The following is a 25,992-nucleotide window of genomic DNA, read 5'->3' on the forward strand; positions in this document are numbered from 1 at the left end:
AGGATACCAACAGCAGAGTGTCTATTAGGTAACCTATTATGAATGCAAAAAATCTAGAAAATTCTATCAACGTATCGTTGCCACCAACGCCTTACTACGTGCTTGATGAAGCAGCCATCGTTGCCAATATGAAAATCATTGCAAGGCTATGTGAGCTGTCTGGTGCAAAAGCATTATTGGCACTAAAATGCTTTGCCACATGGGGCGTATTTGATGTGATGCAGCCGTACCTACATGGTACGACTTCGTCTTCACTTAATGAAGTCAGATTGGGCTATGAAACCTTTGGTAATAACGCGGATGCTAATAGCCAAGATAAAAAAGAAACGCATGCTTATAGCGTCGCCTATAGTGCAGACGAAATTGCTGAAGTACTGAGTTATGCTGATAAAATTATATTTAACTCAATCTCGCAGCTAACTGCTTTTAAAGATCAAGCGGCAGCGCAAGGTGTTCCAGTAGGTCTACGACTAAATCCAAAAACAAGCAACTCATCATTTTTGATTGCTGATCCTGCACGTCCGTTTAGCCGTTTGGGTGAGCACGATAAAGATAAAATCGCAGCGGTACTTAGCGATATTACTGGGGTGATGATTCATAACAACTGCGAGAATGACAGTTTTGAGGCTTTTAGTGAAAGCTTGGCGGATATCGAAGCAAGATTTGGTGATATCTTAGCGCAGCTTGAGTGGGTTAGCTTAGGTGGTGGTATCCATTTTATCGCGCCTGATTATCCACTAGAGAAACTGGCTGCACGTTTGAAAACATTTAGCGAGACGTATGGCGTGCAGGTCTATCTTGAGCCGGGTGAAGCGAGTATCCATGGCGCAGGCACGTTGGTGACGACGGTGTTAGACACCATGCACAATCAAAAAAATCTCGCCGTCGTCGATGCGTCTATCGAAGCACACATGCTTGATCTGCTGATTTACCGTGAGTCAGCGCCTATCGCTGCGATCAATAATACCGCTGTTGATATCGCACCTACTGGTAATCCAGCAGAAGCTACGCCGTCTAAAGATACTGTAGAGTCAGCAGACCATACCATTATCTATGGTCGTTCTTGCTTAGCAGGGGATATCTTTGGTGAGTATGCATTACCGAATAATTTGCAGATAGGCGATAAGATTGCGTTTGGTAATGCCGCAGGTTATACGATGGTCAAGAAAAACTGGTTCAATGGGGTCAATATGCCTGCGATTGTGATTCGTCGTTTGGACGGTCGTATCGATATCCAGCGTGAGTTTGACTATGAGGAATATAAAGCCAGCCTATCTTAAGCCTTGGTAGCCTTAGTTTTTAAGACTATGCTATTGTCGGGTTTTTGTATTTTAATGTTTAAAAAACAAAGGTTTAATCTGTATTAGTAGACATTTTAATATCTCTACTTTTTATACATATTTTTTACCGATAACGGAATAAAAATTGTTATAATCGCGTCGGGCAAATACTAGAGTGGTATCTGCCCGACGGGTGCGTGGGTTTTCCTCGGTCTTCCTTTTTAATTCACGCATATCATTCACTCGTTTCTGTTTTGCATAGCCGCGATCAACGGTATCGACAGGGACACAAAGGAGGATTGTTCATTGAACACAAACCAACAAGCCAAATCTAACAAAAAAGACGTACTCATCATCGGAGCAGGCGGTGTCGCTCAAGTGGTCGCGCATAAATGTGCGATGCATAACGATGTGCTCGGCGAGATCCATATCGCCTCACGTACCAAAGATAAATGCGATGTTATCGCGCAGAGCGTAAAAGAAAAAGACAGCTTCAAACAAGCTGCAGTCTTGCATACGCATCAGGTCGATGCGATGGACAGCCAAGCACTCGTGCAGCTGATACAAGACACAAAAATACAGATACTCATCAATGTTGGCTCGGCATTTATCAATATGACCGTACTAGAAGCTTGTATTGAAACAGGCACGGCATATATAGATACGGCTATTCACGAAGATCCACGCAAGATTTGTGAGACGCCGCCTTGGTACAACAACTACGAGTGGCAACGTAAAGAGCGCTGTGCAGACAATAATGTCACAGCTATTCTAGGTGCAGGTTTTGATCCCGGTATGGTCAACGCCTACGCGCGTCTTGGTTATGACATGATGGATGCAGGATCTGTGACTGATATTGACATTATTGATATTAATGCGGGCAGCCATGGCAAATACTTTGCGACCAACTTTGACCCAGAGATCAACTTCCGTGAATTTACTGGTACGGTTTACTCTTGGCAAGACAGCAAATGGCAGTCTAACAAAATGTTTGAAGTCAAACGCACGGATGACTTGCCAGTTGTGGGTTTGCAGAATAGCTATCTGAGCGGTCATGACGAAGTGCATTCACTGTCAGCCAACCTAGATGTACCAAACATTCGCTTTTGGATGGGCTTTGGTGAGCACTACATCAATGTCTTCACTATCCTACAGAGCTTAGGATTGTTGTCTGAGCAGCCAGTGATGACTGCTGAAGGTCAAGAAGTAGTACCGTTGAAAGTTGTTAAGGCGGTACTACCAGATCCAAGCTCGCTTGCGCCAGAATATACAGGCAAGACCTGTATCGGTGATAAAGTCAAAGGCAAAATCAATGGCGTTGAGACAGAAGTGTTTATCTATAACGTTTCAGATCATAAAGATGCTTACAATGAAGTGGGTAGCCAAGGTATCTCGTATACCGCAGGCGTGCCACCTGTTGCTGCTGCGATATTAGTCGCGACTGGCGAATGGGATGCAGGCAAGATGGTCAATGTCGAAGAGCTAGATGCAAAGCCATTTATCAATCTACTGAACAAGATTGGTCTGCCAACGCGTATCAAAGATAGCGAAGGTGATAGAGCGCTAGAATTTGATATTTAATTAGCGAGTTTGATTTAGAAAAGCCTGTCTTTCATAGATAGGCTTTTTTATGTCTGGGTTTATGAGTAATGAGAGCTAGCGGGATTATTAAGTTCTTGCTACTGTTTACTGTGGTTAGAGTATATCTGAGTAAAACTTAACTTACACTTCTGATAGCGCGCGTATCAATTTATACTGATAGCTACTTTATCGCACCTTGCATTGGTTATATTAAATATACTTATTCACTCAATTAGGAGGTATATAAGTTGATCTTAGAATCTTACTACTGGAAGGAATCCCTTCTAGACTGTGCAAATAATTTAGAAAGATATTCCAAATTAAAAGATATAAAACCAAAAGATCTAGTTGAAATTGAAAAAGATATTTTCATTAGTTTTTATTCTATTAGAAAGTTGATGGATACTCCCAAAATAAGTGATTCTACTAGAGAACTGAAAATAAATCTTAATTGGAGTCCTAATTTGAGAAACGTGACTATGCTTAACAGTCACAAGATGAATGAACTATACGACTTAGATGATATAAGGGTTGAAACAAAAAATCTCAGATTTTTGTGTAACCAGTTTGTGCATAGCTATATATTTGAAGTGGTGATAGAGGATGGTGTAGGGCTTTCCTTTTGTTACTTTACCTCTGATCGAGATAAAAATAAAAAAATATTTTTTATAACAGTAGAGATGCTTGTACATATACTTAATTTAGTTGGCAATGATTATCCATCTAAGTTGAAAATCACAAGAGATTCAAAGACTGGAGAACTTCTTACAGAAGTATTATGATTCCTGTTGCCCATAATATGACGCAACTTATAGACAACCAGTCATTCTAAAAATTGCGCCCAGAGTACATCATAAAACAGTAACCCAAGTTAGTCTTGACTAGGATTATATTCTCTCAACGCCGCAATACGATCATCCAATGTTGGGTGTGAGCGGAATAGATTCGCAATACTAAAGCCTTGCGTTTGTCCTGATGAGATCGCAAACGCTTTCATACTCTCAGGCATTTGATCTGGTCGCTGTGCAGAAGGACGCAACGCATCAAGCGCACTGATCATTTTTTCGCGGCTGGCAAGTTTTGCGCCCATTTGATCCGCACGGAATTCACGTAAGCGTGAGAACCACATCACGATGGCAGATGCCAAAAACCCAAGTAAGATATCCATTACAATACTGGTAATAAAGTAACCGATACCTGGGCGGTCACTGGTGTTTTTGAACACAGTACGGTCAACGAAACTACCGACAATACGTGCAAAGAACATCACAAACGCATTGACCACGCCTTGAATAAGAGCGAGGGTTACCATATCACCGTTAGCCACATGACCAATCTCATGCGCCAATACCGCTTCGACTTCGTCTTGATTCATATTCTGTAGTAGACCAGATGAAACCGCCACCAGCGCTTTATTTTTATTCCAGCCAGTTGCAAACGCGTTTGGCTGCGAATTATTAAAAATACCAACTTCAGGCATGCCGATGTTTACCGCTTGCGCTTGTTTGGCTACGGTATCGACCAGCCATTGCTCAGTTGGGTTACGTGCGGATTCTATCACCACTGTACCTGTGGATTTTTTGGCCATCCATTTTGACAGAAATAGCGAAATCATTGAGCCGACCATGCCGTAGATACCGCACATAATTGCAAGACTGATATAATTTAGCCCACCTGCCGTGTATACACCGCCAATCCCAAAAAATCTGGATAGTATCCCAAACACAATGCTAAAGACCACGATCACGGCTAAGTTGGTCAATAAAAACAATCCAATGCGCATCATGAGGCTGATTTCCTATATGTAGTAGTATCTGTAGGGCCTCGGTAGACAGTTATCTAGGAGGGTCGTTTGCTATGATAGATGTTACTGGGGTTTTATCTGTCATACTATTCCAATATTGTCAAAATGCTAAAATAATCATGTTGTCCCAACTATAGCGAGAGTTTCTGAGATAATTAGCGAGCTAGGTATATTAGGTCGTTGCCAAGACTAGTTAGCTACAGTACAACATCACCGAAACTATTGCCCATTGATCTAAGTATTAAGTTTTGGTCAACTATCTCTTATTTTGATTTCTCCGAAGATAATGATGACCAAGATTAATCTTTAAAAATTAAAAAAACGAGAGCATCCCATGCAACTAGAAATAAATATTATAGACGCCTTCACTGATACCTTGTTTAAAGGCAATTCCGCTGCGGTTATTGTGACAGATACATGGTTAGACGATATTTTGATGCAGTCTATTGCGTCTGAAAATAACTTGTCTGAGACCACTTTTATCGTTGCTGATGATAAAGGTGTCTATCATATTCGCTGGTTTACACCTTTCACTGAGATTGCCTTTTGCGGGCATGGTACATTGGCATCAGCTTTTGTTTTATTCAAGAAAAACCCTATGCTAGCATCCATCAAATTTTCGGCCAAAGTGGTTGGTATTTTGACAGTCGTAAAAACGAATTCTGGCAAAATGCAAATGGATTTTCCCAATAGAATGCCTGAGAAAGTTGATGAAATTCCTGACAGTTTATTAGCAGGGCTTTCCATTGTACCTGTTGAAGTGTACCGCAATGAAAAAGCCTATTTTGTCGTTTATGACTCTGAGTCTGATGTATTGAATATTAGTCTTGATAATGAGAAATTAAAAGAGCTATTACCATTAAATGTGGTGGTGACTTGTCAGGCTGAGTCAGATACTTATTATAAGTATGATTTTATATCACGCTATTTTTGGTTAAATAATGGTGGCGGGGAAGATCCAGTAACAGGTTCGGTCCATACTGGACTTGCACCTTTATGGGCCAAGCGTTTAGCTAAAAATGAATTAGTCGCTTATCAAGCATCCAGTCGCGGCGGTGTGCTTGACTGTACCGTGGCAGGCGATAGAGTGCTTATTTCTGGCAATGCTGTACCATATCTGACTGGATTTATCACGGTCGAGGAGTAGATGGATTTGACAGAATTAAAGACCGTTGGGCTTTTTGCGCTTACTGCATTGGCTGAGATTGCAGGGTGTTATTTGCCTTATCTGTGGCTGCGAGAAGGCAAGTCAATCTGGCTGCTGATACCTGGTGCTCTGAGTTTGGTTGCGTTTGTCTGGCTGCTGTCATTACATCCGACCGCAGCGGGTAGGGTTTATGCGGCGTATGGTGGCGTTTATATCTGTATGGCGATTTTATGGTTATGGACGGTCAATGGGATACGACCAACCATGTGGGACATAGTGGGCTCAGTAGTTGCACTATTAGGAATGGCGATTATTATGTTTGCGCCGCGCAGTGCCTAACGAAAAACGAGTGGCCAACTAAAAAAATGCCAATCAAACCACTAGGTCAGATTGGCATATTGATACGAGAAATATTAATGTTTACCTAAAATACTACCATTGTCGTCTTTCTTGGCTTGTTTCGCCGCTTTCTTTTCTTTTGCTGTCAAAAGCGGCTTCTTTTTGACATTCTTTTTACTGTCTTGACCTTTACTCATGGTAACTCCTTTGTAGATAACGCATACAACCTGCTAAGCTAATTGAGCTGACTTAAGGTAAGTATGGTGACGACTAACATAGTCGCTTACTAAATCGAGTATAGGCGTAAGCATTAGTAATAGATAGCACTCGCACAATTCGCCTACGTTACGATGATAATGCAACTCCTTTATTCTTTTTGCTAAGTAGTTTTTGCGCGAAATGACAGTTGATTTCGATATGGTTAACCCTAGGCTACCAATCAATTCGTTCAATAAATCATTGTATTCATAAGTGCTTACTTACGGATACATGACGATTTGCTATAATGAGCCATAAACCGATGAATCAATGCGGCAAACTCTTATTTATTAACATTTAGCACCATCGTGCTCACTGTTTTGGTCACCTTATTATGCGTATACGTAAACTATTCAAATTTGAAAACGCTCATATCGTTCGCAACTGTAGCTCTGAGCGCTGCAAGCACTCCATTCATGGTCACAGCTATCAGATTGAGCTGATTTTAGAAGCCACCCGTTTAGACCATGGGCAAATGGTTTATGATTTTGGGCTGCTAAAATCTTCTATCAAAGACATTATCGACAGTTTTGATCATGCCATTTGTTTCTGGAACAAAGACGATCCTGAATATGTCGCGGCGTGTAAAAAATTTAGCGCACGTTGGATTAGCCTACCAGTATCTCCATCAGCAGAGCAGTTTTCACGAGTGATATTCTTTTGGGCGCAAGAAATACTGCGTCAAACGCAAATGCAAAACGGCGAAGCAGATGTCAGTGTTTATTCAGTGATTGCTCATGAAACCGCGACGGGTTACGCGCAGTGTTTCGCCGATGATGTGGCAAATGAGCAGATGGGTAAGCTGGTTTTAGAGGACTTTGAATTCAGTGAACAAGTTCGTGCTGAATGGACGGACTCTGAGCTATACGCCAAGCTGATTCGAGGTGAAAGCTTCACCAACCCAACGGTGACTATGCAGGTTCAGACAGGGCAAGTACAGGTAGGTTCAGACTAATGCACAACGATCAATCAATAGAAAATAGTGACATTGTGCAAACTTTGATACTGAACTCTGAGCAAGACACTCAGTCACTGGCTGAGCAATTAGCGACATTGCCGCTGACGGGCAGTGTGTGGTTAGCAGGGGATTTGGGCGCTGGCAAGACCACTTTAACGCGTTACTGGTTGCATGCTCTCGGTCATACTGGTGCGGTGAAAAGCCCAACGTATACCTTGGTTGAGCCTTATAGCATTGAACAAAGCAATGGCACGATTAAGCCTGTTTATCATGCAGATTTATATCGTCTGCAAGATCCAGAAGAACTGTCTTTTATTGGCTTTGATGAGTATTTAGATGAGCCTGAAGCAATAGTCATTATTGAATGGGCAAGCCGTGCTGATGGTTATCTACCGATGCCAACTTTGTTTATCGATATGATACAAGTTGAAAGCGATGATAAAGGTAATGAAGTACGCCAAGTGCAATTAAGAGTATCAAAAGCAGGCCAAGCGCAAGGTCTGGATTTATCAAAACTTAACGTCTAGATCATACCACTTGCCATTCTTTTAAAATATGACATCTATCAATGCCAGATAATCACCCCAACACCCGTATTAAAAAACTATCGCCGCTGCTTATTAATCAACTAGCAGCAGGCGAGGTCGTGACACGTCCAGCAGCGGTCGTCAAAGAGCTGCTTGAAAATGCCATTGATGCAGGTGCCACCAATATTGAGATACGTATTACTCAAGGTGGTATGGGCATGATTGAAGTGGTGGATAACGGTGTGGGTATTCATCCTGATGATATGGTGATGGCGATTACTCGTCATGCGACTAGCAAAGTCGCCGATGTTGCTAACTTGCATGGTATTACAACGTTGGGTTTTCGTGGTGAAGCGTTAGCGGCGATGGCTGCTGTGTCTCGTTTGAGCTTAACCAGCAGTCATGATGATAGTGGTATTGGCCGTCAACTGCAGGTCGCTGGAGTACTAGATGATACACCGAAGCTCACACCAGTCGTTCATAATCGTGGCACAACAATCATAGTCAAAGACTTATATTTTAATGTGCCCGCACGTCGCGGTAATTTAAAATCTATTGCCACTGAATTTGGCCACATCGAGACCATCGTCCGTGAAGTCGCACTGGCTCGAGCCGATGTTGCACTGACACTTTTTCATGACAATAAAAAGCGGTTATCATTGTCTGCAAATGCTACAAACGTTAACAATGCTAACCGTCTACCGTTGCCGCGTCTAGAACAAGCGACTGGTATGCCATTAACGGACAATGCGCTAGCAATATCGATAGATCTATCGAGTCTTGTGCAGTCGTCTGTAGAGTACGGCGATAGCACGGTTAATCAGGCAGCAATCAGTGGCTGGTTATGGCCGATGACTGATGAGCAGATAGCATTGCCAAAGCTAATTTATGTGAATGGCAGGCTGGTAAAAGAAGCATTGATTAGCAATCAGATACGTCAACTGGCTCAGAGTGCTCAGCTAGCAAGTATGGGGTATGCGCTTTATTTTGACTTGCCAACCCAATGGTTGAATGTCAATGTACATCCATCAAAGCAGCGTATCAAAATCAGTCCGCTAAACAACATCATGGCTCACTTAAGCCATGCGATTCGCTCACAGCTAAAAACGGTTAATGCTACGCCAAAGACTGCTAACCCTGATAATTCAGAAGTTTCAAAAAAACATGCCTCTGTAGATACTGTGGATAATTTCTCTGACACGCATGTATCCAATGATCTGCCCAAAGATCACACAAGACAGAGCAGACAAGTACAAGCACCTAGGCAGTCATATCAATCTGCCTCAAGCAAATCATTTTCAAATAAGTCGCCAGCTCAAGAATCAGCACCATCTTATGTCGATGAGCCGTTACAGCAAAGTCGCAATACTTCGTATCGTTCATCCGATGCGCCTACAACTGCATCTTTACCAATCTGCTTGGATATTATTGATGATGCAGAGGCTATTGGTATCGACTCAACCGCAGCTGATAAAAACCTACCTTGGCTCTTATTTTATCATCAAGGGCAATGTCTATTAATAAGTACTAAAGACTGGCAGTCAAAGGTAAGTCGATTGTTTGAGTCATCTATATTTAGCAATAAGGTATTTGAAAAAGATAAAATGCCAAACAGTGCTATGGAGATCAATCATCAGCTTATTCGGGTCGATTCACAAATGTCGGCGCAGGACTCGATGGTCTTTGTCGCAGATCTCGCTGATATACTGACAAGAAATGCCATCAAAATCTTAGACAGTCATCGTTTAGTCACACTAATGTTATCTTCTACATCCGAATAAATATCAAGCTGACTACTATTTTAGCCAATTACATATTAAGAAAGGCAATTCTATGCAACATTCGTCTGATAGCGTATCTAAAAATCTGTCGGATAATAGTGTCGTGTGTCTAATGGCGCCAACTGCTAGTGGAAAAACAGCATTGGCATATGAGCTATACGATACAGGCCGTTTTGAGCTAATTTCTGTGGATTCAGCACTGATATATCGCGATATGAATATTGGTACCGCAAAACCAACAGCAGATGAGTTAACGCGTTATCCGCATCATCTGGTTGATATTATTGATCCTACGCAAAGCTATAGCGTTGCTGAATTTGTCAATGATGTAGCACGTCTTATTGATGAGTGTCATGAGCGCAAAAAGATACCGCTGTTAGTAGGCGGTACTATGATGTACTACATGGCGCTACTTGATGGCCTGTCTCCAGTGCCTGATAGCGATGACAGCGTACGTGCGCGCGTAGAACAATGGCGCCAAGAAGAAGGTATCGAGGCGCTGTACCATTATCTTGGCAGCATTGACCCAGCCAGCCATCAGCGTTTGAATGCCACCGATACTCAGCGTATCACTCGCGCGATTGAAGTCTATTTGCAGACAAATAAGCCGATAAGTGAGTGGCAACGTCAGCCAAAACAAGCGTTAGCACATAATCCAGAGCAGCAGTGGCACGCACTGTCGGTATTGCCTGATCGTCCATGGTTGCACCAGCGTATTGAGCAGCGTCTAGATATTATGTGGAATGAAGGACTAGTAGAAGAGGTCATCAGCTTACTTGAAAAGTATCCACTAACGCCTAACATGCCTTCAATGCGCTGTGTGGGCTACCGTCAAGTACTAGAGTATCTGGTCCATATTGACCACGAAATATTTGATAAGCCGCATTTGGATAAAACCCAATTTTATGAAGCTTTTGCGGTACCTGACAGTCTCACTGGAGAAAATGAAACACAAAATAATGATGTTCAAGCAACTGATCAGTCAATCCTGCTAAACCCTGAGACCGAGGCACTTGCTTGTCAGGAAATGCAAAATAAGGCATTATATGCTACAAGGCAGCTGGCAAAGCGTCAGTACACATGGTTGCGAAAAGTAATGCAGCTCCCTAATGCTTCTTCAGCATTGGCAATGGGATCTGATAGTACTGCTACTAGTAACACCATAGTGCTAAAAACATTTGCGACAATGGAACAGGCAAGAAATTATCTGTATTAAAAAGATGTTTCTTGCTTTTCACTTTATAAGAATCAAACTCAATGTGGATTATTTTCGTAGAAAGCTCTATTCAGAGATGAAAGCATAATCACAATTAGTTTCAAAAATTAGCATAGATAGCTGTTATAATTTAAATTCTCTGAAAATGCAGTATGAAACAGCTATAACTGCTTCGTTAATAAGCATTGGTTGACATTTGTAGATAAAAATAATTAATGAAACAAGTAGTTACTTAATTGTTTACAATAATAACGTATTCACGATAAAGTGGAATAACTTAAGAACAATGAATATTTATTTAGATACGTTTTATAAAGAAAACATATTATTGTATCTACCTTTTAGCCATTATAATTAAATTGACACTTAGAATAATTGGCACTCAAAACATAACTATATAATATTTAGGAGAGATTTCATGTCAAAAGGACAAACTTTACAAGATCCATTCTTGAATTCGCTGCGCAAAGATCGCATTCCTGTTTCTATTTTCTTGGTTAACGGTATTAAGTTGCAAGGTCAAATTGAATCGTTCGATCAATATGTTGTACTCCTCAAAAATACAGTTAGTCAAATGGTGTATAAACATGCCATCTCAACCGTAGTACCAGCTCGTAACCCGCGTAGTAGTACAACCACCACAGGTACTGGCGCTCAACCTCAAGGCTCAGCGCAAACTGGCTATCAAGGTGGTGGCTTTGAGCGTGGCAGCAATCCTGCTGCGGGCGGTTTTGAAGAGCGTGGTTTTGCCTCTAGTCGTAGTGGGTTTAATCGCGGTGGGTTTAGCCAAGGTCAAGAACGTGGCTTTGAGCGTGGTAGTTTTGGACAAGGTCAGGAACGCGGTTTTGAGCGCGGCGGCTTTGGACAGGATCGTGGCTTTGATGCACCGACAGAAAGTACAGGCTTTGAAGAAAAGCCGGACAACGGATCGAATGATACCAATAGTTAATTAGCTGCACGCATTGAGTATATTATCCAAATATACATTAAGAGACATGATTTATACGATCAAGACCTGCTTCTATAGTGGGTTTTTTTTATATAAATAAGCAGATAGTTACTGTAAAAAATAGTTGCTGCCTCCATTATATAAATGGTAGGCCATTATTAATATGAAACAGAGTATAGTAAAATACTAGGTTGATTCATTATAAAAATAGAGCAGATTCATGAGCGATACTAAAATTGATTTGACCCATGAGCAGTTTATCACAACAGCTATTGACGCGATTAATACTGAGATATCTGCATTAGCATTGTTGACAGAGCAGATAGATGATAGGTTTGCACAAGCATGTGACGTTGTTTTGGCTTGTCAGGGTCGAGTGGTAGTAACGGGCATGGGTAAATCAGGATTGATTGGACGTAAAATAGCAGCGACTTTTGCCTCGACGGGTACGCCTGCTTTTTTTATGCATCCTGGTGAGGCAGGTCATGGCGATTTGGGCATGCTTGTCAAAGGTGATGTACTGCTTGCTATCTCGAACTCTGGTGAATCAGATGAGATTAAGATGCTACTGCCAGTGGTCAAACACTTGAACATTCCTCTAATCAGCATCAGCCGTGATAAACGCGGTATGCTGCCACGCGCGGCTGATATTGTTTTGACTCTTGGCCATTCACAAGAGGCTTGTCCGCTCAATCTTGCCCCTACATCGAGTACAACGGCTACCTTAGCGTTAGGGGATGCTCTAGCGGTCGCCTTGGTACATGCACGTAACTTCACTTCTGAGGACTTTGCATTATCGCATCCAGCGGGCGCATTAGGTCGTCAACTATTGACGCGCGTCGAAGATTTAATGCATACCAAGTCAGAAGACTTACCCTTGATTCACCAACAAGCACCGCTACAGCAAGCACTATTTACGATGTCTGCTGGACGCTTAGGGATGACCGTGGTGACTGACGATAATGATAAAGTCGTTGGCGTATTCACAGATGGTGACTTACGCCGCGGTCTTGAAAAAGGTATCGATCTACAAACGCCGATGAATGAGGTAATGGTCAGTAACCCACGCCATATCAATAAAACAATGCGCGCATCGGATGCCTTGAGTGTCATGAATGAGAATGGTATCAGTCAGTTGCTAATTATTGATGATGAAGATCGTTTGGAAGCAGTCATTACTGTTCATGATTTATTACAAGCTGGTGTAAAGTAATTTATCGATAGTTGATAGAACGATTGGTTTTTCATATAAAATAGTTAGAAAAATATTCGTCAAAAAGAGACAAATAATGCAAGATTTAATAAAAAAAGCCGGACAAGTAAAGCTATTGGTCATGGATGTCGATGGGATTTTATCTAATGGTCAAATTATCTATGACGCTAATGGTATCGAAACCAAAGCGTTCTCAGTACAGGATGGCGTGGGCGTTAAGTCTCTAGCGCGTTATGGTATTTTAACTGCTATTATTACTGGGCGTAGCAGTGCTATGGTTGATAAACGTGCAACAGAAATGGGTGTCAATCACGTGGTACAAGGACGGGATGATAAGCTCATTGCACTAAAAGAGTTATTGTCGTCTCTCGATCCTGCGCTCAATATTACTGCTGCCGACTGCGCTTATATGGGTGATGACTTGCCAGATATTAAAGCGATGCAAACGGTAGGGTTTGCAGCAACAGTACCAAATGCACACGCGGAAGTCATAAAACGCAGTGATATGGTCACCACTCGAGCAGGTGGCACCGGCGCAGTACGTGAGGTATGTGATCTGATTTTAAAGGGTCATGGACATTATCAAGACTTTATCGCACATTATACGCTTGATGAAACTCAAGCTCAGGATGAACTGTCGTGAATACACGTGTTCTCATTATATTAGCGTTAATTATTGCCGGCATTGCGGGCTGGTTTTTCCAGCAGCAAGGGGATGTGTCGCCACCAGTCAATATCGAGACGACAGATGTCGATTATGAAGCTACTGATATCAAAGCAGTTCAGACAAATGAGCAAGGTGAAACTGAGTATGAACTTACTGCTGAGTCTTTGACGCATAATCCTGAAACCAATCAGGATGAAATGTCAGGCATCACGATGAATTGGGAGCCGTCAACAGAGCAGCGCTACCGTATTCAAGCGGGTAGTGCAGCCATCAGTCAGCAAACAGGAGAGTTAAGCTTATCAGGTGGCTTTACACTGGTTAGCGAAGGTAAGAAAGAGGCGTCTGATATTGAGCCAATAAAAGTGACTGGTAGTACCCTAAAAGGCAATACAAAGTCCGGTCAAGTGTATAGCAATGAGCCTGTCAAAATTGAACAAGGGATGAATCGTTTTGAAGCATCCAGCATGACCGCCAATCTGGAAACGGGTGAATATGAGTTTGGGCAAGTTGCTGTCGCTTTTACTCCCGCTGATCGTCAAGACAAAGCATTATTTTAAACTAGCGCTTTCTACTACATTAAAACAGCAGCTAGCATGAAGTTTGCAAATCCTATCACCCATTATGAAACGAGTTATTATATGAAATCTAAATTTTTGCCTACTTTATGCGCATCAATCTGCTTACATAAGCTACGTGTTGTTCCAACGTTTATGTTGTTAGCCCTACCATTGTATAGCCATGCACTGCCATCAGATGCCAATCAGCAAATCAAGCTACTAGCGGATAAGGCCACTTATAGTGAGCGTACTGGCGTTACTAGTTACTCAGGTAATGTCATTATTACTCAAGGCACTTTTAAAATGACTGCGGACAATATCACAGTCAATCTCTCGCAGCAGCGCAGCATTAATTCAGCGGTGGCGACGGGTCGTCCAGCTACTATGCAGCAGGTTGTGACGCAAGAAAAAGGCTTAGCCAAAGGTCAAGCAAATAAGATTGATTATAACGCGGTATCTGGCATTATCACCTTAACAGGAAATGCCAAGCTGGTTCAGAATGGGGCAAGTTTTGCTGGTAATGTTATTCGTTATAGTCTAAAAGCAGGTGATGTAGAAGCGACCGCTGGTGGTAATCAGCGAGTAGAGTTGGTATTTCCACCAAACAATAATACCAACCAAAGTGGCGTACGCTAATTTGGCCAACCAAAGTATAAATAGGTTTTTGGTAGTATACGAATATCGTGAAAGCAAGAGTAAGCTATGAGTGACAATAAAAATATAGATTCTTCAGTATCAAGTAGCAATACGGCGCCTGTCGCTCGCTTGACTATGCAAAACTTGGGTAAACGTTACGGTAAGCGCTGGGTAGTCAAAGATGTCTCGTTTTCTGTTGAGCAAGGCCAAGTTGTTGGACTGCTAGGCCCGAATGGTGCTGGTAAAACGACCAGTTTTTACATGGTGGTGGGACTGGTCAATATGGATAAGGGCCGTGTCACTCTAGGAAAAATGGATCTGTCTAAATACGCTATGCATGAGCGTGCTCGTGCTGGTATTGGTTATTTGCCGCAAGAAGCGTCGATTTTCCGTAAATTATCTATCGAAGACAATATATTAGCCATTTTGCAGACTCGTACAGAATTAAGTAAAGCTGAGCAGCAGCAAGAGCTTGAAAAGCTGATTGGCGAATTCCATTTAGAACATGTACGTACCTCACTGGGAATGAGTGTGTCAGGCGGCGAGCGTCGTCGCTGTGAAATTGCTCGTGCGCTAGCAGCGGATCCTAAATTTATCTTATTGGATGAACCATTTGCCGGTGTAGATCCCATTTCTGTTGGTGATATCAAGGATGTTATTTTGACACTGAAAAATCGTGGTATTGGTGTCTTGATCACTGATCACAATGTTCGTGATACGTTAGCCATCTGTGAAAAGGCTTATATCGTTTCAGAAGGGGCTATCATTGCTGAAGGTACTTCATCTGAAGTCTTAGAAAATGATCTGGTGAAATCTGTTTACTTAGGTAAAGACTTTCAAGTATAGCCCGCCGCGCTAAATCATTTTTTACTCATATTTTTATCTACACGAACTGCTGGTTTTAGCATTGCGACTAACTTATAAAGCCAGCAGTCAACATCCTCATTATATTTAGAATAACCTACGCTTAGCGTTCTCCCTTCTATTAAATACAGCTTTCGATACTCACAACTGGCTGATCACGACAAATGCTCTTACATTAGCACTCATCAAAGAGCGTACGATATTCTATTCATTATTCTCGACTAATCATCTGAATAAGGCTCATCATTTATGGCAAAAAATAAAAGCAGTTATGTCTGTCAGCATTGCGGTGCGCATTTTGGCAAATGGGCAGGGCAGTGTACAGATTGTGGCGAATGGAATAGCTTGGTAGAAGCGCCAAATGTCAGTATGCCGCATCACAATAAAAATACCGCCAAGCCTAATGCCAGCCGATCCACTTCTCGTAGTGCTGCTGCACCAGCTGGTAACTACTCCGGCACTCACAGCGCAGTTATGCCACTTAACGCAGTCAGTGTAACGTTAGACACACGCTTGCCAACAGGCATTAGTGAGTTTGATCGTGTGCTGGGTGGTGGATTGGTAGCTGGTTCTGTCGTACTAATCGGTGGTGACCCTGGTATTGGTAAGTCAACCATATTGTTACAGACTGCGACCAATATGGCACGTGCCGATTCTTTGGCAGGTAGCGCGCTTTATGTGACTGGCGAAGAGTCACTTGCACAAGTAGCTATGCGTGCCAAACGCTTAGATTTACCTGCTGATAGACTTCGCGTACTGGCGGAAACCAATGTAGAAACCATTTGTGCGGCCTTGACCCAAGAGCAGCCAGCCATTGCTATTATTGACTCTATCCAGACTATTTATACTGACGCCATCAATTCTGCACCAGGCGGCGTCAGTCAAATCAGGGAGTCTGCCGCGATTTTAACGCGCTATGCGAAGCAAACAGGCACAGCGCTATTTTTAGTGGGCCATGTGACTAAAGAAGGTACTTTAGCAGGCCCACGTGTACTTGAGCATATGGTCGATACGGTATTGTATTTTGAAGGTCAGTCTGACTCACGTTTTCGGATGATTCGTGCGGTCAAAAACCGTTTTGGCGCGGTTAATGAGCTGGGTATTTTTGGCATGACTGACATGGGACTCAAAGAAGTTGCCAATCCATCAGCGATATTTTTGAGCCGTTATGATAAGCCCGTTGCTGGATCTGTCGTTATGGTTAGCCGTGAAGGGACTAGGCCGTTACTGGTTGAGGTGCAAGCGTTGGTGGATGATTCCCAAGGACAGCCCAGACGCATGGCATTGGGTTTGGATTTCCAGCGTTTGTCTATGCTACTAGCAGTGATGCACCGTCATGGTGGCATTCATACCAGTGGACAAGACGTCTATGTCAACGTTGTTGGTGGCGTCAAAGTCATAGAGACAGGGTCTGATTTGGCAGTGTTGTTGGCATGCGCCTCGAGTATCAAAGAGAAACCATTACCATCGTCATTAGCAGTGTTTGGTGAGGTCGGTTTATCTGGTGAAATCCGTCCAGTACCCAACGGTCAGGAGCGTTTAAAAGAAGCGATGAAGCATGGGTTCAAACACGCGATTATTCCAAAGGCCAATGCACCTGCTAAAGATGCGCCTCAATTTAAAGGAATCAATGTGATTGCTGTTGAACGTCTCGACGATGCTATCGAAAGTGCGTTTGAGCTATAGGTAGTCTCGGGGAAATATAAAGGATGTTATCAAAAAAGCGCCTAACTCATGATAAGTTAGGCGCTTTTAGTATTTACTTTATATGGATTATCTAAAATTAAGGCCCTGAAACACGCTCAATAGAAACGTTACCAACACCTTTGTTCGTGATACCTAAACGTTTAGCAGCGCCATAAGATAAGTCCATAACACGGTTGCCATGGAATGGGCCACGATCGTTAACTTTTACCACGACGCTTTTGCCGTTGGTTTTATTGGTGACTTTTACATAGCAGTTTAATGGTAGTGAGCGATGCGCCGCAGTCAAACCATTCATATCAAAGGTTTCACCACTGGCTGTTTTACGACCATGAAACTTACGACCGTACCAAGAGGCAAGACCAGTTTGCTTAAATTTACTGACAGAATTGGAGGCTACTGCAGTTAGGCGCTCTAGTACATCTTCATCATTGGTGACTTGAGTAGTATCACTCGCTAATAGTGAACTACTAAGTGCTAATGAAGTGGGCTGACGTGCTGATTTGACCAAACTTGATGCACCATCATGCTGACGGCTAAGCTCACCAAGTACACGATCGATATGGGAGGCGTTATCTTGCGAAATCATTGCAAGGGAGGTTTTTGCTTCTACAGCATTTACGTTTGTAGCAACTGCAGAGCCAGCGAATAAAACTGCCGACATAGTAAGTAAACCAGATAAACGCTTATTCATAAATACCTCTATAACTTATACACTAAAACCTAACTCTAAATTTTTTAGATTGAGTATGACAGCGTTAGACCAACCTAACAGTGAATCAAACTCTAGAATCTTCATATTAATCTATTGTTTTTATAGCGATTAATATTTAAGTCGAGACTCTTATAGGTTTCAATATATGGTAATTTTTCATTTTATGATCATAAGTAGCGGTAGTAATGACCGTAGTTACTTAGGACATGCTTAAATGATAGTCAGCGATATTCATTGAGTACTTATATTTAACTTAGAGAGTAAGTATCAATGTCACTATATGTCGTATCTATAAAACTTCCGATATACAAACTTTCTGATATTGCTAAAGTAATGAAGGGTTTAAACGTTTTTGCGTGATGCTTTGTTATTAAACCGTTAACTAAGTAGTGTATTTGAAAGTCTGAAATCTACAAGATGCTAACTATACGACCAATCTACAACCAAAGTATAATTAAATGCAAAGTTTGTTAGTGGCTATGTACGGGTTATGTATCAAAGTACAGTAAAACGAGGTTAACGCAATTTTTTGTAAAAAACAAGGAATAAAATATTTCAGCCCTGATTTACAATTCATTTTTGTTAAAAAAATCACTATTAATGACAGTATGATACAAGTAATTAAATAACAATGATTTATGTCTTATGACAGCCTTTCGATAGGCTGATCATGACTGGAGATTATGTAGTATCTATTAAAAGTAACAAAATATTAATAGTAGAAAAATCGCTGATACTTTGATTTAATCTAAACTTTGTTGTCATTAGTCATGCGAGAGTGCTTTATTTTATGCTCAGCGTTTTTGAGTGATATAAATGATGTGTGTTTGTCATATTTCAATGATAATTTACTAATATTTTATACATAAGGTATTGATTTTAAGTGTTTTTAACCAGACTTGTGAGTGTGAATTGACATCAATAAGCCAAAACCTGCCATCAAAGTCACGATAGCGGTACCACCATAGCTGATGAAAGGTAGGGGTACGCCAACAACAGGTAAAATACCGCCAACCATACCGACATTGACGAATATATAAACGAAGAAAGACATGGCAATAGCGCCCGCAAGCAGTCTGCTATAAACGTCAGGATGGGTGAAAGCGATATATAGGGCACGCGACAAAAGGCAAAAGTAAATAAACATCAGTAGCATGACGCCTAGTAAACCAAATTCTTCAGAGAAAGCTGCAATAATAAAGTCAGTATGACCTTCTGGTAAAAAATGCAGATGCGACTGTGTGCCTTCTAAATACCCTTTGCCAGTGAGACCACCTGAACCAATAGCGGTCTTTGATTGGATAATATTCCACCCAGCACCTTGTACATCGGCTTCAGGATTAAGTAGGGTTAGGACGCGCGTACGCTGATAATCATGCAACAAAAAGTTCCAAGCAAACGCAATGAAAGGTATTGCTAAAATCACAGCGGCAGAAATCAAGCGCCAAGACAATCCAGCTAAGAACAGCACAAAAATGCCACTAGCAGCGACTAAAAGCGAAGTGCCAAGATCAGGCTCTTTTGCAATCAATAACACGGGTACGATAATCAATGCCAAAGTAATGGCAATACTGGAGGGTGATGGCGGAAGATCACGCTTGGACAAAAACCAAGCACACATCATCGGCATACCAAGCTTCATAAATTCAGACGGCTGCACACTACCAAACCCAGGCAAGTTGATCCAACGCTGAGCACCCATACGCACTTCACCGATGATATCAACCAATACCAACAATATAAGCCCTAACACATAAAATATAGGCGTAAAGGTACGGTAAAGGCTTGGCGGTATTTGTGCCATCGCAAACATCACGGTGAATGCCACACCATAACTCACCATCTGACGTATGACCATGCCAACGTCTTGACTGGCAGCACTATATAAAATCGTCAGGCCAATGCAGCAAACCGTTAACAAAAGCAAGGTCAACCATGGATCGATGTGAATACGTTGCCAGATCGTCGGTGCATGACTTTGGCCTAAGTGATGGCTCTGACGTGAAAAACGGTATTGCGGGTTAGAAGACATAGGCAAAGTTTGGCTAGCAGTTGGAGTAAAAGGGAGAGGTTATCTGAGCTGTCTAATATAAAATATGTAATGAATGTTTGACGGTCTCTATTTTAATAGAAGCTCACGGACAAAAAAACAAGCAGATATTTAACATCTAGGCAATAAAGTCACTGAATTATAAAAGTGATAAGGATAAGTGTTAATTACGAATATCCTGCCTCAGATTAGAGGCGATAGTTTAGCCTGCCTGCTGAAAATTTGATAGTATCGATAAAACGTTTTTAGCGGTAGATTCCTGCAATGATAAAATCAAAAAACCATAACTATGGACAAATCCAGAAGCCTATTCTTGCACTGGTTGTTTGTATGAGTAGCATCAGTGTTCATGCCGCCAGTGTTCATGCCGCCATCATCAGTGATAATAGTGAACGCCGTATCGAAGTGCGTCAAGGCAGTGGCGACACTAGCAATGCTTACATATCGCCTTCTAACAATATCTCTAATCAGCGCCCTGGTGTCACTATGTTAAGTGGCGCAAATACATCAAATGGCGATAGTATGCAAAGCTTGATAGCACAAAAGCAGCGTGATTTTGAAATTGATGCCAGTCTGTCCATCGAGGAAAACAAACGTGTCAATGTGAATCAACGAAGACCGACTTATAATACAACTTACCGTAATAACAGCTACAGCACAGCGAATAATACCTATAATAGTGCTAATAATGATCTTACCAGCATGGACTTTAATGCATGGCTCAACAGCAATAGTTACCGTGCTAGGCAAGTAGCCGAATATCAGCGCTACTTGAGCGCGCGTGTGGGTGCACAAAATGTACCACCATTGTCTCAGCTACTTACCACCGCGCGCAGCTGGGATAAATGCGGTTATGAGCCTTATCAGCTGCCACCGCAAGAGCTATGGGCCAATATTGTACCGACCCTACGTCTCTATAGCGAACTAAAAAACCAAGGAGTTTTACCTTTGAGCACCGAGATACGCTCGGTATACCGTAGCCCTGGGCTCAACGACTGTGCTGGCGGTGCTGGCAGTAGCAAGCATATGAATGCAAGTGCCATGGATATTTGGGTGCCAGAGTACGAAGACAACCTATGGCGGCTCAGTACGATGCAGGATGGCCTGTGCCAGTTTTGGCAATATCAAGGACAGTCTTACAACTTTGGCTTGGGTTTATACGCCACGGGTGCAATTCATCTCGATACCGATGGTTATCGTAAATGGGGTTTCAACCATGCCAGTAGTAGCTCTTCTTGTCGCTATTAGATAGCTAAGGGTTAACGCGTCATAAGTAAGCATACCTTTAAATTAGTGACAAGCCTTCAAATTAGTGATAATAAAAAAACTAGAAACAGTATAATATCGCTTATAAATTTTAAAGCTAAATGATTAGTAGGGTGAGCTGGCTAGACGCGCAAGTTCACCAAAAAATTGTTTGGAATTAGAATTTCGTGCTCTAATAGTGGCATGTTTATTAATTATCTTTATATCCTTATCGCTCTTCAAGGAAGAAGATCACGGTTATTATAAGCGGGATTTATGACAAAGCAGCATTCAGCAGTCGCAAGATGCAGTAAATCGAATGAAAGGAAACAACGTTTTTTTCGCTCAAAATATATTTACACTACGTTAATAGCTACGGCATCATTTTCCATATTATTGGTGAGTGCCTGCAGTCCAGAACCCTATTCTGAAAACAGCTCGCTGGTGACAGATAAAGCTGCGCTAACACGTGATAGCATCGCAAAAAATTCTGAAAACATTGAAGACGGTATTAGAAACTCCTATGCTCGTTTGGCCTCAGAGCGCGCTGATGTATGCCCAAAATTGATAGAAGAAGAGCAGGGTAGTCAGGTCATTGAGCGCGTTGCAGAAGTGATGGTAAACGATTATTGTGACTATTTCCTATATCCTCGAGAGGGTCAGCATATTTCAGTCGCCACCAACAATCGCCAAATCGAAGCATTACTTATAGTTCCCGCGCTACATAACTTTGCTAATGGTGGTTACGAGGTGATGTCTTACGACAAGCATATCATTCGACTGAGCTATAATGGTGCCACCTATAAGCCTCAAAACCTCAATTACGACATCGTAATGACCATTTCTGATCACTCTGATAAAGAGTATTCGTAGTCTTTTTTGATATCACAAGTCACTCACAAGATAATAAGCACATGAGTGATGAGTCGGGCGTACTGAACTGCTCATCACTCACGCTATTCATTATCTAATTGAGTGAATTTAACCTAGCTTATTTTCCCTTAGTTATTTGGTCGTTTTTGTCGTCGCTTCGGTTCCCTTCCAAGGATCGTCTTGCCCAACTGTCACGATTAAAAAGTCATCAGGAGTTAAGGTGTCGCGCAGCGTTTTATTGACCCCTGACAGCGTGACTTGATCAATACGGTTGACATAATCGGCCAAGTAAGTGTTTGGCAATTGATAGAAATTCATCATTCCTAACAACCCATTGATCCCTGCGTTACTCGCAAAACCCATCGGAAAGCTATTTTTGAGATTGTCTTTGGTCAGGCGTATCTCATCCTGAGTGACTCCTTTTTCTAACGTGTCATCGATAACCTCTAAGCTTGCATCGATTGCCGCACGTGCTTTGTCATTGCGCGTTGAAAAACCAATCTGATAAGGCCCGCGTGCTAGCATCGGATTCATTGATCCTGAAATACCGTAGGTGTACCCCAGATTTTGTCTAATCTCAGTCATCAAACGGGCATTAAAGTCACCACCTGCCATTACCTCGTTACCAACTGCAAAATTGGTTTGCTGCTGCTGGGCTGTTGGATTGGTTGCACGTTTACTGCCTAATTGTCCCATCAGTACGGTGGTTTGGGTACTTGGGAAGGGAATATGAATATGCTGCGCTTTAGTGAGAGGTTTAGGCTCAGGTAACTCAGCCGCCGCTTGACCGGCAGGCAGTTTAGTCGTGATATCTTCAGCCAGTTTTTTCGCTTGTACCAAGGTCAGATTGCCTGTCATGGCGATAGAGGCATTTGCCGCCACTAAATACCGATTTTTAAAGTCTATCAGCTGTTGCTTCTGGATAGTGGGCACGCTCTCTAGCGTACCGACTGAGGGATGAGCGTAAGGATGACTGCCATATAGAGCCTTATCAAAGGCAATGCTGGCAAGACTGCCAGGGTCTTGTTTTTGCTGCTGTAAGCCAACGAGTAATCGTGACTTATTCCGTGCCAATACCTCGTCATTAAACGTAGGCTCACTCACCATTTGCGTCATCAAATCAACAGCTGGCAGAAGGTGTTTATCGTCTGATAAGCTGCGTAGCGAAACAATGAACATATCCTTATAGGCACTACTACCCAGATTGATGCCTAGCGTTTCAACAGCACGCGTGAACGCATCTTCATCTAAGCTTTTGGAGCCTTGCTCAAGCATCGTTGCGGTCATGTTGGCGATGCCAAAACCGTCTTTACTGATGCTGCCATCACGGGCACTACCAGCGTTAAAACGTAAATCCACATCGACGATCGGTAAGGCTGTGGTCTGAACGAACATGACAGGGACGCCAGCTTTGGTCTTAAACTCTTGAATCGTTGGCACCGTGACTTTTAAAGATTTGGCATCATCAATACTGGTAAGTTTAGATAAGGCAGCAATGGGCGCACTTGCATCAACAGCAGCAGGGGCTCGGTAATCTTCAGCGCTTGTAGTGTCTGCCTGAGCAGTATTAGCCAATATACTCAACGCAAAAACTACGCTGGTACTAAGGCATGATAGCTTTTTTAATGAGAGACTAGATGATGTAGAAGGCAAAGCAGTACTCAAAGATTTGTAACTTGCTTGAGAGTCGTATTTATTCTGAATCATGATGTTCTTCTTATTAAGAATACGGTTGTATCGTCGCTTTTATGAGACGTTTTGATAACAGGCAGCATTTATTGTGCTTTGGTAGTGTTCTCTTTTGGTGGCACGATATGCATCACCGTCAAGTTGTCCTTAACCAAATACTTCTTACTGGCAGCCTGAATGTCAGAGACACTGATACCATCTAGTTTGGTTGGTAACTTAGCAAGTAATCTGTCATCTAGCCCGATAGACTGTAATGAGCCGATCATACGTGCTTGTCCTTCCATGCTGTCTTGTGCATACACTAGGCCAGTGACGGCATTGGTCTTGGCGCGACTGATTTCATCGGCTGCAATCGGGTCTGTTTTGAGTTTTTCTATCTCTGATATTATGGCTTGTTGCGCTTGTTCTAAACTGACACCTTCACGTGGTGTCGCTTGAATCATAAATAGCCCATCGCCGCGATCTAACAAATCGTAAGAAGTACCAACCGTGGTCAGTAGACCTTGCTCACGTATCAATCGACTCTCCAAGCGTGCAGATAGACCACCATCGAGTACGTCTTGAGCAAGCGACAGTGCATAAGCCTGTTTTTCATTGTCTGCGCCTGCTGTTGCTAGGCTAGGTACGTTGTAACCCATTAGTAGAACGGGCACTTGCACCGCTTGCTCAGAGTCTACTTTTTGATAACCACGAAAGCCTTTTTGAGTGACAGCGTTACGTTTGGGTACGTTGCTTGGCGCGAGCTTACCGAAATAGCGTTTGACTTGAGTGAGTACTTCTTGTGGTTGCACGTCGCCGACGATGACCAAAGTAGCATTGTTGGGTGCATACCATGTCTTGTACCAGTCTTTTAGATCCGAGAGCTTGATGGATTCTAGCTCACTCATGGGCCCAATGACAGATTCGCCCTTTGGACTGTCAGGCAATGCTAGCAAACGAAAGGATTCGTAAGCTTTGGCAAGGGGATTGTCATCAGTACGCTGACGTCGCTCTTCCATGACCACTTGATGCTCTTTGGCAAACTCTTTGTCATTGAAGGTGAGGTTTTTCATTCGATCTGCTTCAAGCTCTAATGCCAATGGCATACGATTGGCAGGAAATAGCTCGTAGTAGCCCGTATAGTCATAGCTGGTAAAGGCATTGTTAACCCCGCCAAACTTGGCAATCAACCGCTCATAGTCATCACTCGAAACATCAGCAGTACCTTTAAACATCATATGCTCAAGTAAGTGAGAGATACCGCCTTTATCCAGCGGTTCATCTGCCGAGCCCACCCGATACCAAATCTGGGTCATGGCGACGGGTGCACGGTGATCTTCTTTTATGACCACTTTTAGGCCATTTTCTAATTGATATTCATGCCGACCCGACATGTCCATTGTCAATGCAGAGGATGGCGATTCTTTACTCGTTGTATTTTTATCTACAGTACTGTGAGACAAGTCTTTTGTAGCAATTGAGCTTGTAGAGGTCGCTACAGAATTCGAGGTCATCGTACTGGTTTGGCAAGCAGCAAGTGATGTCGCCATCGCTAAAGCACATGCAATGCGTAATGGCGTGGTAGGTAGTGGTAAAGACAATGGCATGGTATGGTCTACTTATATAAAATAATGACTGAAGTGATGGACGTAATCATAGCACTACACTGCATCACAGTGATGTCTGTGCGCCAACCATGACACTAGCGGTCGGTCTGAACTCTTGCGTGGTATTGCAACCTGCCACAGATAATACAGTTGTCGTTAGCAAAATCGCCACACTGATATTGGCAATGCTTTTATAGTGTTTAGAGAGTGATGACATGAGCGTTTCCTAATAAGGATTTTTGAATGAGTCTTGGTAGAGTAGGCGAAGTCTGACAAGGAACAAGTCAGAATTTTGTGTCCAAACCTTAAGCAAAACTTTCTCAAATCATTATGTTATTTTTTAGACAGATAAT

General features: G+C 42.4%; 25 protein-coding genes. 18 read left to right on the forward strand and 7 right to left on the reverse strand.

The features are described from left to right. Nucleotides 1-38: 38 nt before the first annotated feature. The 3 genes from ACTXGK_RS21735 to ACTXGK_RS21745 all read left to right on the forward strand — a co-directional run bounded on the left by ACTXGK_RS21735 (nucleotide 39) and on the right by ACTXGK_RS21745 (nucleotide 3,643). A complete protein-coding gene (locus ACTXGK_RS21735) occupies nucleotides 39-1,280 on the forward strand; it encodes a carboxynorspermidine decarboxylase (RefSeq protein ID WP_443516971.1) in 1,242 nt (413 codons plus the stop codon). Nucleotides 1,281-1,586: 306 nt separating this feature from the next. Then, the gene (locus ACTXGK_RS21740) at nucleotides 1,587-2,861 is read left to right on the forward strand and encodes a saccharopine dehydrogenase family protein (RefSeq protein WP_443516970.1); all 1,275 of its coding nucleotides are present in this window, start codon (nucleotides 1,587-1,589) and stop codon (nucleotides 2,859-2,861) included. A 248-nt stretch (nucleotides 2,862-3,109) separates the two neighbouring features. Beyond that, the gene (locus tag ACTXGK_RS21745; protein WP_443516969.1) at nucleotides 3,110-3,643 is read left to right on the forward strand and encodes a hypothetical protein; all 534 of its coding nucleotides are present in this window, start codon (nucleotides 3,110-3,112) and stop codon (nucleotides 3,641-3,643) included. An 89-nt stretch (nucleotides 3,644-3,732) separates the two neighbouring features. Here the strand turns inward: ACTXGK_RS21745 and htpX are convergent, their stop codons facing one another. Further along, the gene (gene htpX, locus ACTXGK_RS21750) at nucleotides 3,733-4,647 is read right to left on the reverse strand and encodes a protease HtpX (protein ID WP_443516968.1); all 915 of its coding nucleotides are present in this window, start codon (nucleotides 4,645-4,647) and stop codon (nucleotides 3,733-3,735) included. A 352-nt stretch (nucleotides 4,648-4,999) separates the two neighbouring features. Here htpX and ACTXGK_RS21755 point away from each other — a divergent pair, with 352 nt between their 5' ends. After that, entirely contained in the window at nucleotides 5,000-5,812 is an 813-nt protein-coding gene (locus ACTXGK_RS21755) for a PhzF family protein (RefSeq protein ID WP_443516967.1), read from the forward strand. A gap of 6 nt (nucleotides 5,813-5,818) precedes the next feature. Beyond that, on the forward strand, nucleotides 5,819-6,151 hold the full coding sequence (locus ACTXGK_RS21760) for a YnfA family protein (protein WP_394213756.1): 333 nt from the start codon (nucleotides 5,819-5,821) through the stop codon (nucleotides 6,149-6,151). 74 nt (nucleotides 6,152-6,225) lie between these two features. Here ACTXGK_RS21760 and ACTXGK_RS21765 read toward each other — a convergent pair whose 3' ends face one another. Then, complete coding sequence (locus ACTXGK_RS21765; protein ID WP_021815223.1) at nucleotides 6,226-6,348, reverse strand: hypothetical protein; 123 nt, start codon at nucleotides 6,346-6,348, stop codon at nucleotides 6,226-6,228. A gap of 395 nt (nucleotides 6,349-6,743) precedes the next feature. Between ACTXGK_RS21765 and ACTXGK_RS21770 the strand changes: the two genes are divergently transcribed. The 11 genes from ACTXGK_RS21770 (at nucleotide 6,744) to radA (ending at nucleotide 17,463) form a co-directional block, all read left to right on the forward strand. Next, complete coding sequence (locus ACTXGK_RS21770; RefSeq protein WP_443516965.1) at nucleotides 6,744-7,364, forward strand: 6-pyruvoyl trahydropterin synthase family protein; 621 nt, start codon at nucleotides 6,744-6,746, stop codon at nucleotides 7,362-7,364. Then, nucleotides 7,364-7,894, forward strand: a complete 531-nt coding sequence (gene tsaE, locus ACTXGK_RS21775; protein ID WP_443516963.1) for a tRNA (adenosine(37)-N6)-threonylcarbamoyltransferase complex ATPase subunit type 1 TsaE — start codon at nucleotides 7,364-7,366, stop codon at nucleotides 7,892-7,894. The genes ACTXGK_RS21770 and tsaE overlap by 1 nt, the downstream gene beginning before the upstream one ends. A gap of 41 nt (nucleotides 7,895-7,935) precedes the next feature. Further along, a complete protein-coding gene (mutL, locus tag ACTXGK_RS21780; RefSeq protein ID WP_443516961.1) occupies nucleotides 7,936-9,675 on the forward strand; it encodes a DNA mismatch repair endonuclease MutL in 1,740 nt (579 codons plus the stop codon). A gap of 52 nt (nucleotides 9,676-9,727) precedes the next feature. After that, the gene (gene miaA, locus ACTXGK_RS21785) at nucleotides 9,728-10,891 is read left to right on the forward strand and encodes a tRNA (adenosine(37)-N6)-dimethylallyltransferase MiaA (RefSeq protein ID WP_443516959.1); all 1,164 of its coding nucleotides are present in this window, start codon (nucleotides 9,728-9,730) and stop codon (nucleotides 10,889-10,891) included. 418 nt (nucleotides 10,892-11,309) lie between these two features. Beyond that, complete coding sequence (gene hfq, locus ACTXGK_RS21790) at nucleotides 11,310-11,840, forward strand: RNA chaperone Hfq (RefSeq protein ID WP_443516957.1); 531 nt, start codon at nucleotides 11,310-11,312, stop codon at nucleotides 11,838-11,840. A gap of 220 nt (nucleotides 11,841-12,060) precedes the next feature. After that, nucleotides 12,061-13,053: a KpsF/GutQ family sugar-phosphate isomerase gene (locus tag ACTXGK_RS21795; RefSeq protein ID WP_443516955.1), complete on the forward strand. Its 993-nt coding sequence runs from the start codon at nucleotides 12,061-12,063 to the stop codon at nucleotides 13,051-13,053. A 76-nt stretch (nucleotides 13,054-13,129) separates the two neighbouring features. Beyond that, nucleotides 13,130-13,696 carry a KdsC family phosphatase gene (locus ACTXGK_RS21800; RefSeq protein ID WP_058024070.1) on the forward strand — a complete coding sequence of 189 codons (567 nt, stop codon included), beginning with the start codon at nucleotides 13,130-13,132 and terminating at the stop codon, nucleotides 13,694-13,696. Further along, the gene (gene lptC, locus ACTXGK_RS21805; protein ID WP_443516952.1) at nucleotides 13,693-14,277 is read left to right on the forward strand and encodes an LPS export ABC transporter periplasmic protein LptC; all 585 of its coding nucleotides are present in this window, start codon (nucleotides 13,693-13,695) and stop codon (nucleotides 14,275-14,277) included. The genes ACTXGK_RS21800 and lptC overlap by 4 nt, the downstream gene beginning before the upstream one ends. Before the next feature lie 153 nt (nucleotides 14,278-14,430). Further along, nucleotides 14,431-14,913 (forward strand): lipopolysaccharide transport periplasmic protein LptA, encoded by a 483-nt coding sequence (lptA, locus tag ACTXGK_RS21810; RefSeq protein ID WP_227511569.1) that lies wholly within the window; start codon nucleotides 14,431-14,433, stop codon nucleotides 14,911-14,913. Nucleotides 14,914-15,048: 135 nt separating this feature from the next. Further along, nucleotides 15,049-15,759: an LPS export ABC transporter ATP-binding protein gene (gene lptB, locus ACTXGK_RS21815; RefSeq protein WP_371532639.1), complete on the forward strand. Its 711-nt coding sequence runs from the start codon at nucleotides 15,049-15,051 to the stop codon at nucleotides 15,757-15,759. 267 nt (nucleotides 15,760-16,026) lie between these two features. Next, nucleotides 16,027-17,463: a DNA repair protein RadA gene (gene radA / locus ACTXGK_RS21820; RefSeq protein WP_443516948.1), complete on the forward strand. Its 1,437-nt coding sequence runs from the start codon at nucleotides 16,027-16,029 to the stop codon at nucleotides 17,461-17,463. A 97-nt stretch (nucleotides 17,464-17,560) separates the two neighbouring features. Here radA and ACTXGK_RS21825 read toward each other — a convergent pair whose 3' ends face one another. Next, nucleotides 17,561-18,175, reverse strand: a complete 615-nt coding sequence (locus ACTXGK_RS21825) for a septal ring lytic transglycosylase RlpA family protein (RefSeq protein ID WP_058024065.1) — start codon at nucleotides 18,173-18,175, stop codon at nucleotides 17,561-17,563. Nucleotides 18,176-19,085: 910 nt separating this feature from the next. Continuing rightward, entirely contained in the window at nucleotides 19,086-20,228 is a 1,143-nt protein-coding gene (gene rodA, locus ACTXGK_RS21830; RefSeq protein ID WP_443516946.1) for a rod shape-determining protein RodA, read from the reverse strand. Between the two features lie 348 nt (nucleotides 20,229-20,576). Here rodA and ACTXGK_RS21835 point away from each other — a divergent pair, with 348 nt between their 5' ends. Beyond that, the gene (locus ACTXGK_RS21835) at nucleotides 20,577-21,494 is read left to right on the forward strand and encodes a D-Ala-D-Ala carboxypeptidase family metallohydrolase (RefSeq protein ID WP_443516945.1); all 918 of its coding nucleotides are present in this window, start codon (nucleotides 20,577-20,579) and stop codon (nucleotides 21,492-21,494) included. 441 nt (nucleotides 21,495-21,935) lie between these two features. Continuing rightward, complete coding sequence (locus ACTXGK_RS21840) at nucleotides 21,936-22,364, forward strand: hypothetical protein (RefSeq protein ID WP_443516944.1); 429 nt, start codon at nucleotides 21,936-21,938, stop codon at nucleotides 22,362-22,364. A gap of 132 nt (nucleotides 22,365-22,496) precedes the next feature. Here the strand turns inward: ACTXGK_RS21840 and ACTXGK_RS21845 are convergent, their stop codons facing one another. The 3 genes from ACTXGK_RS21845 to ACTXGK_RS21855 form a co-directional block, all read right to left on the reverse strand. Further along, the gene (locus tag ACTXGK_RS21845; RefSeq protein WP_443516942.1) at nucleotides 22,497-24,071 is read right to left on the reverse strand and encodes a M16 family metallopeptidase; all 1,575 of its coding nucleotides are present in this window, start codon (nucleotides 24,069-24,071) and stop codon (nucleotides 22,497-22,499) included. 68 nt (nucleotides 24,072-24,139) lie between these two features. Beyond that, nucleotides 24,140-25,639, reverse strand: a complete 1,500-nt coding sequence (locus ACTXGK_RS21850; RefSeq protein WP_443516940.1) for a M16 family metallopeptidase — start codon at nucleotides 25,637-25,639, stop codon at nucleotides 24,140-24,142. Between the two features lie 64 nt (nucleotides 25,640-25,703). After that, nucleotides 25,704-25,856 (reverse strand): hypothetical protein, encoded by a 153-nt coding sequence (locus tag ACTXGK_RS21855; RefSeq protein WP_201598668.1) that lies wholly within the window; start codon nucleotides 25,854-25,856, stop codon nucleotides 25,704-25,706. Between the last annotated feature and the right edge of the window lie 136 nt (nucleotides 25,857-25,992).

Source organism: Psychrobacter sp. T6-5, from assembly GCF_052258485.2.
In the GTDB taxonomy this organism is placed as follows: Bacteria; Pseudomonadota; Gammaproteobacteria; order Pseudomonadales; family Moraxellaceae; genus Psychrobacter.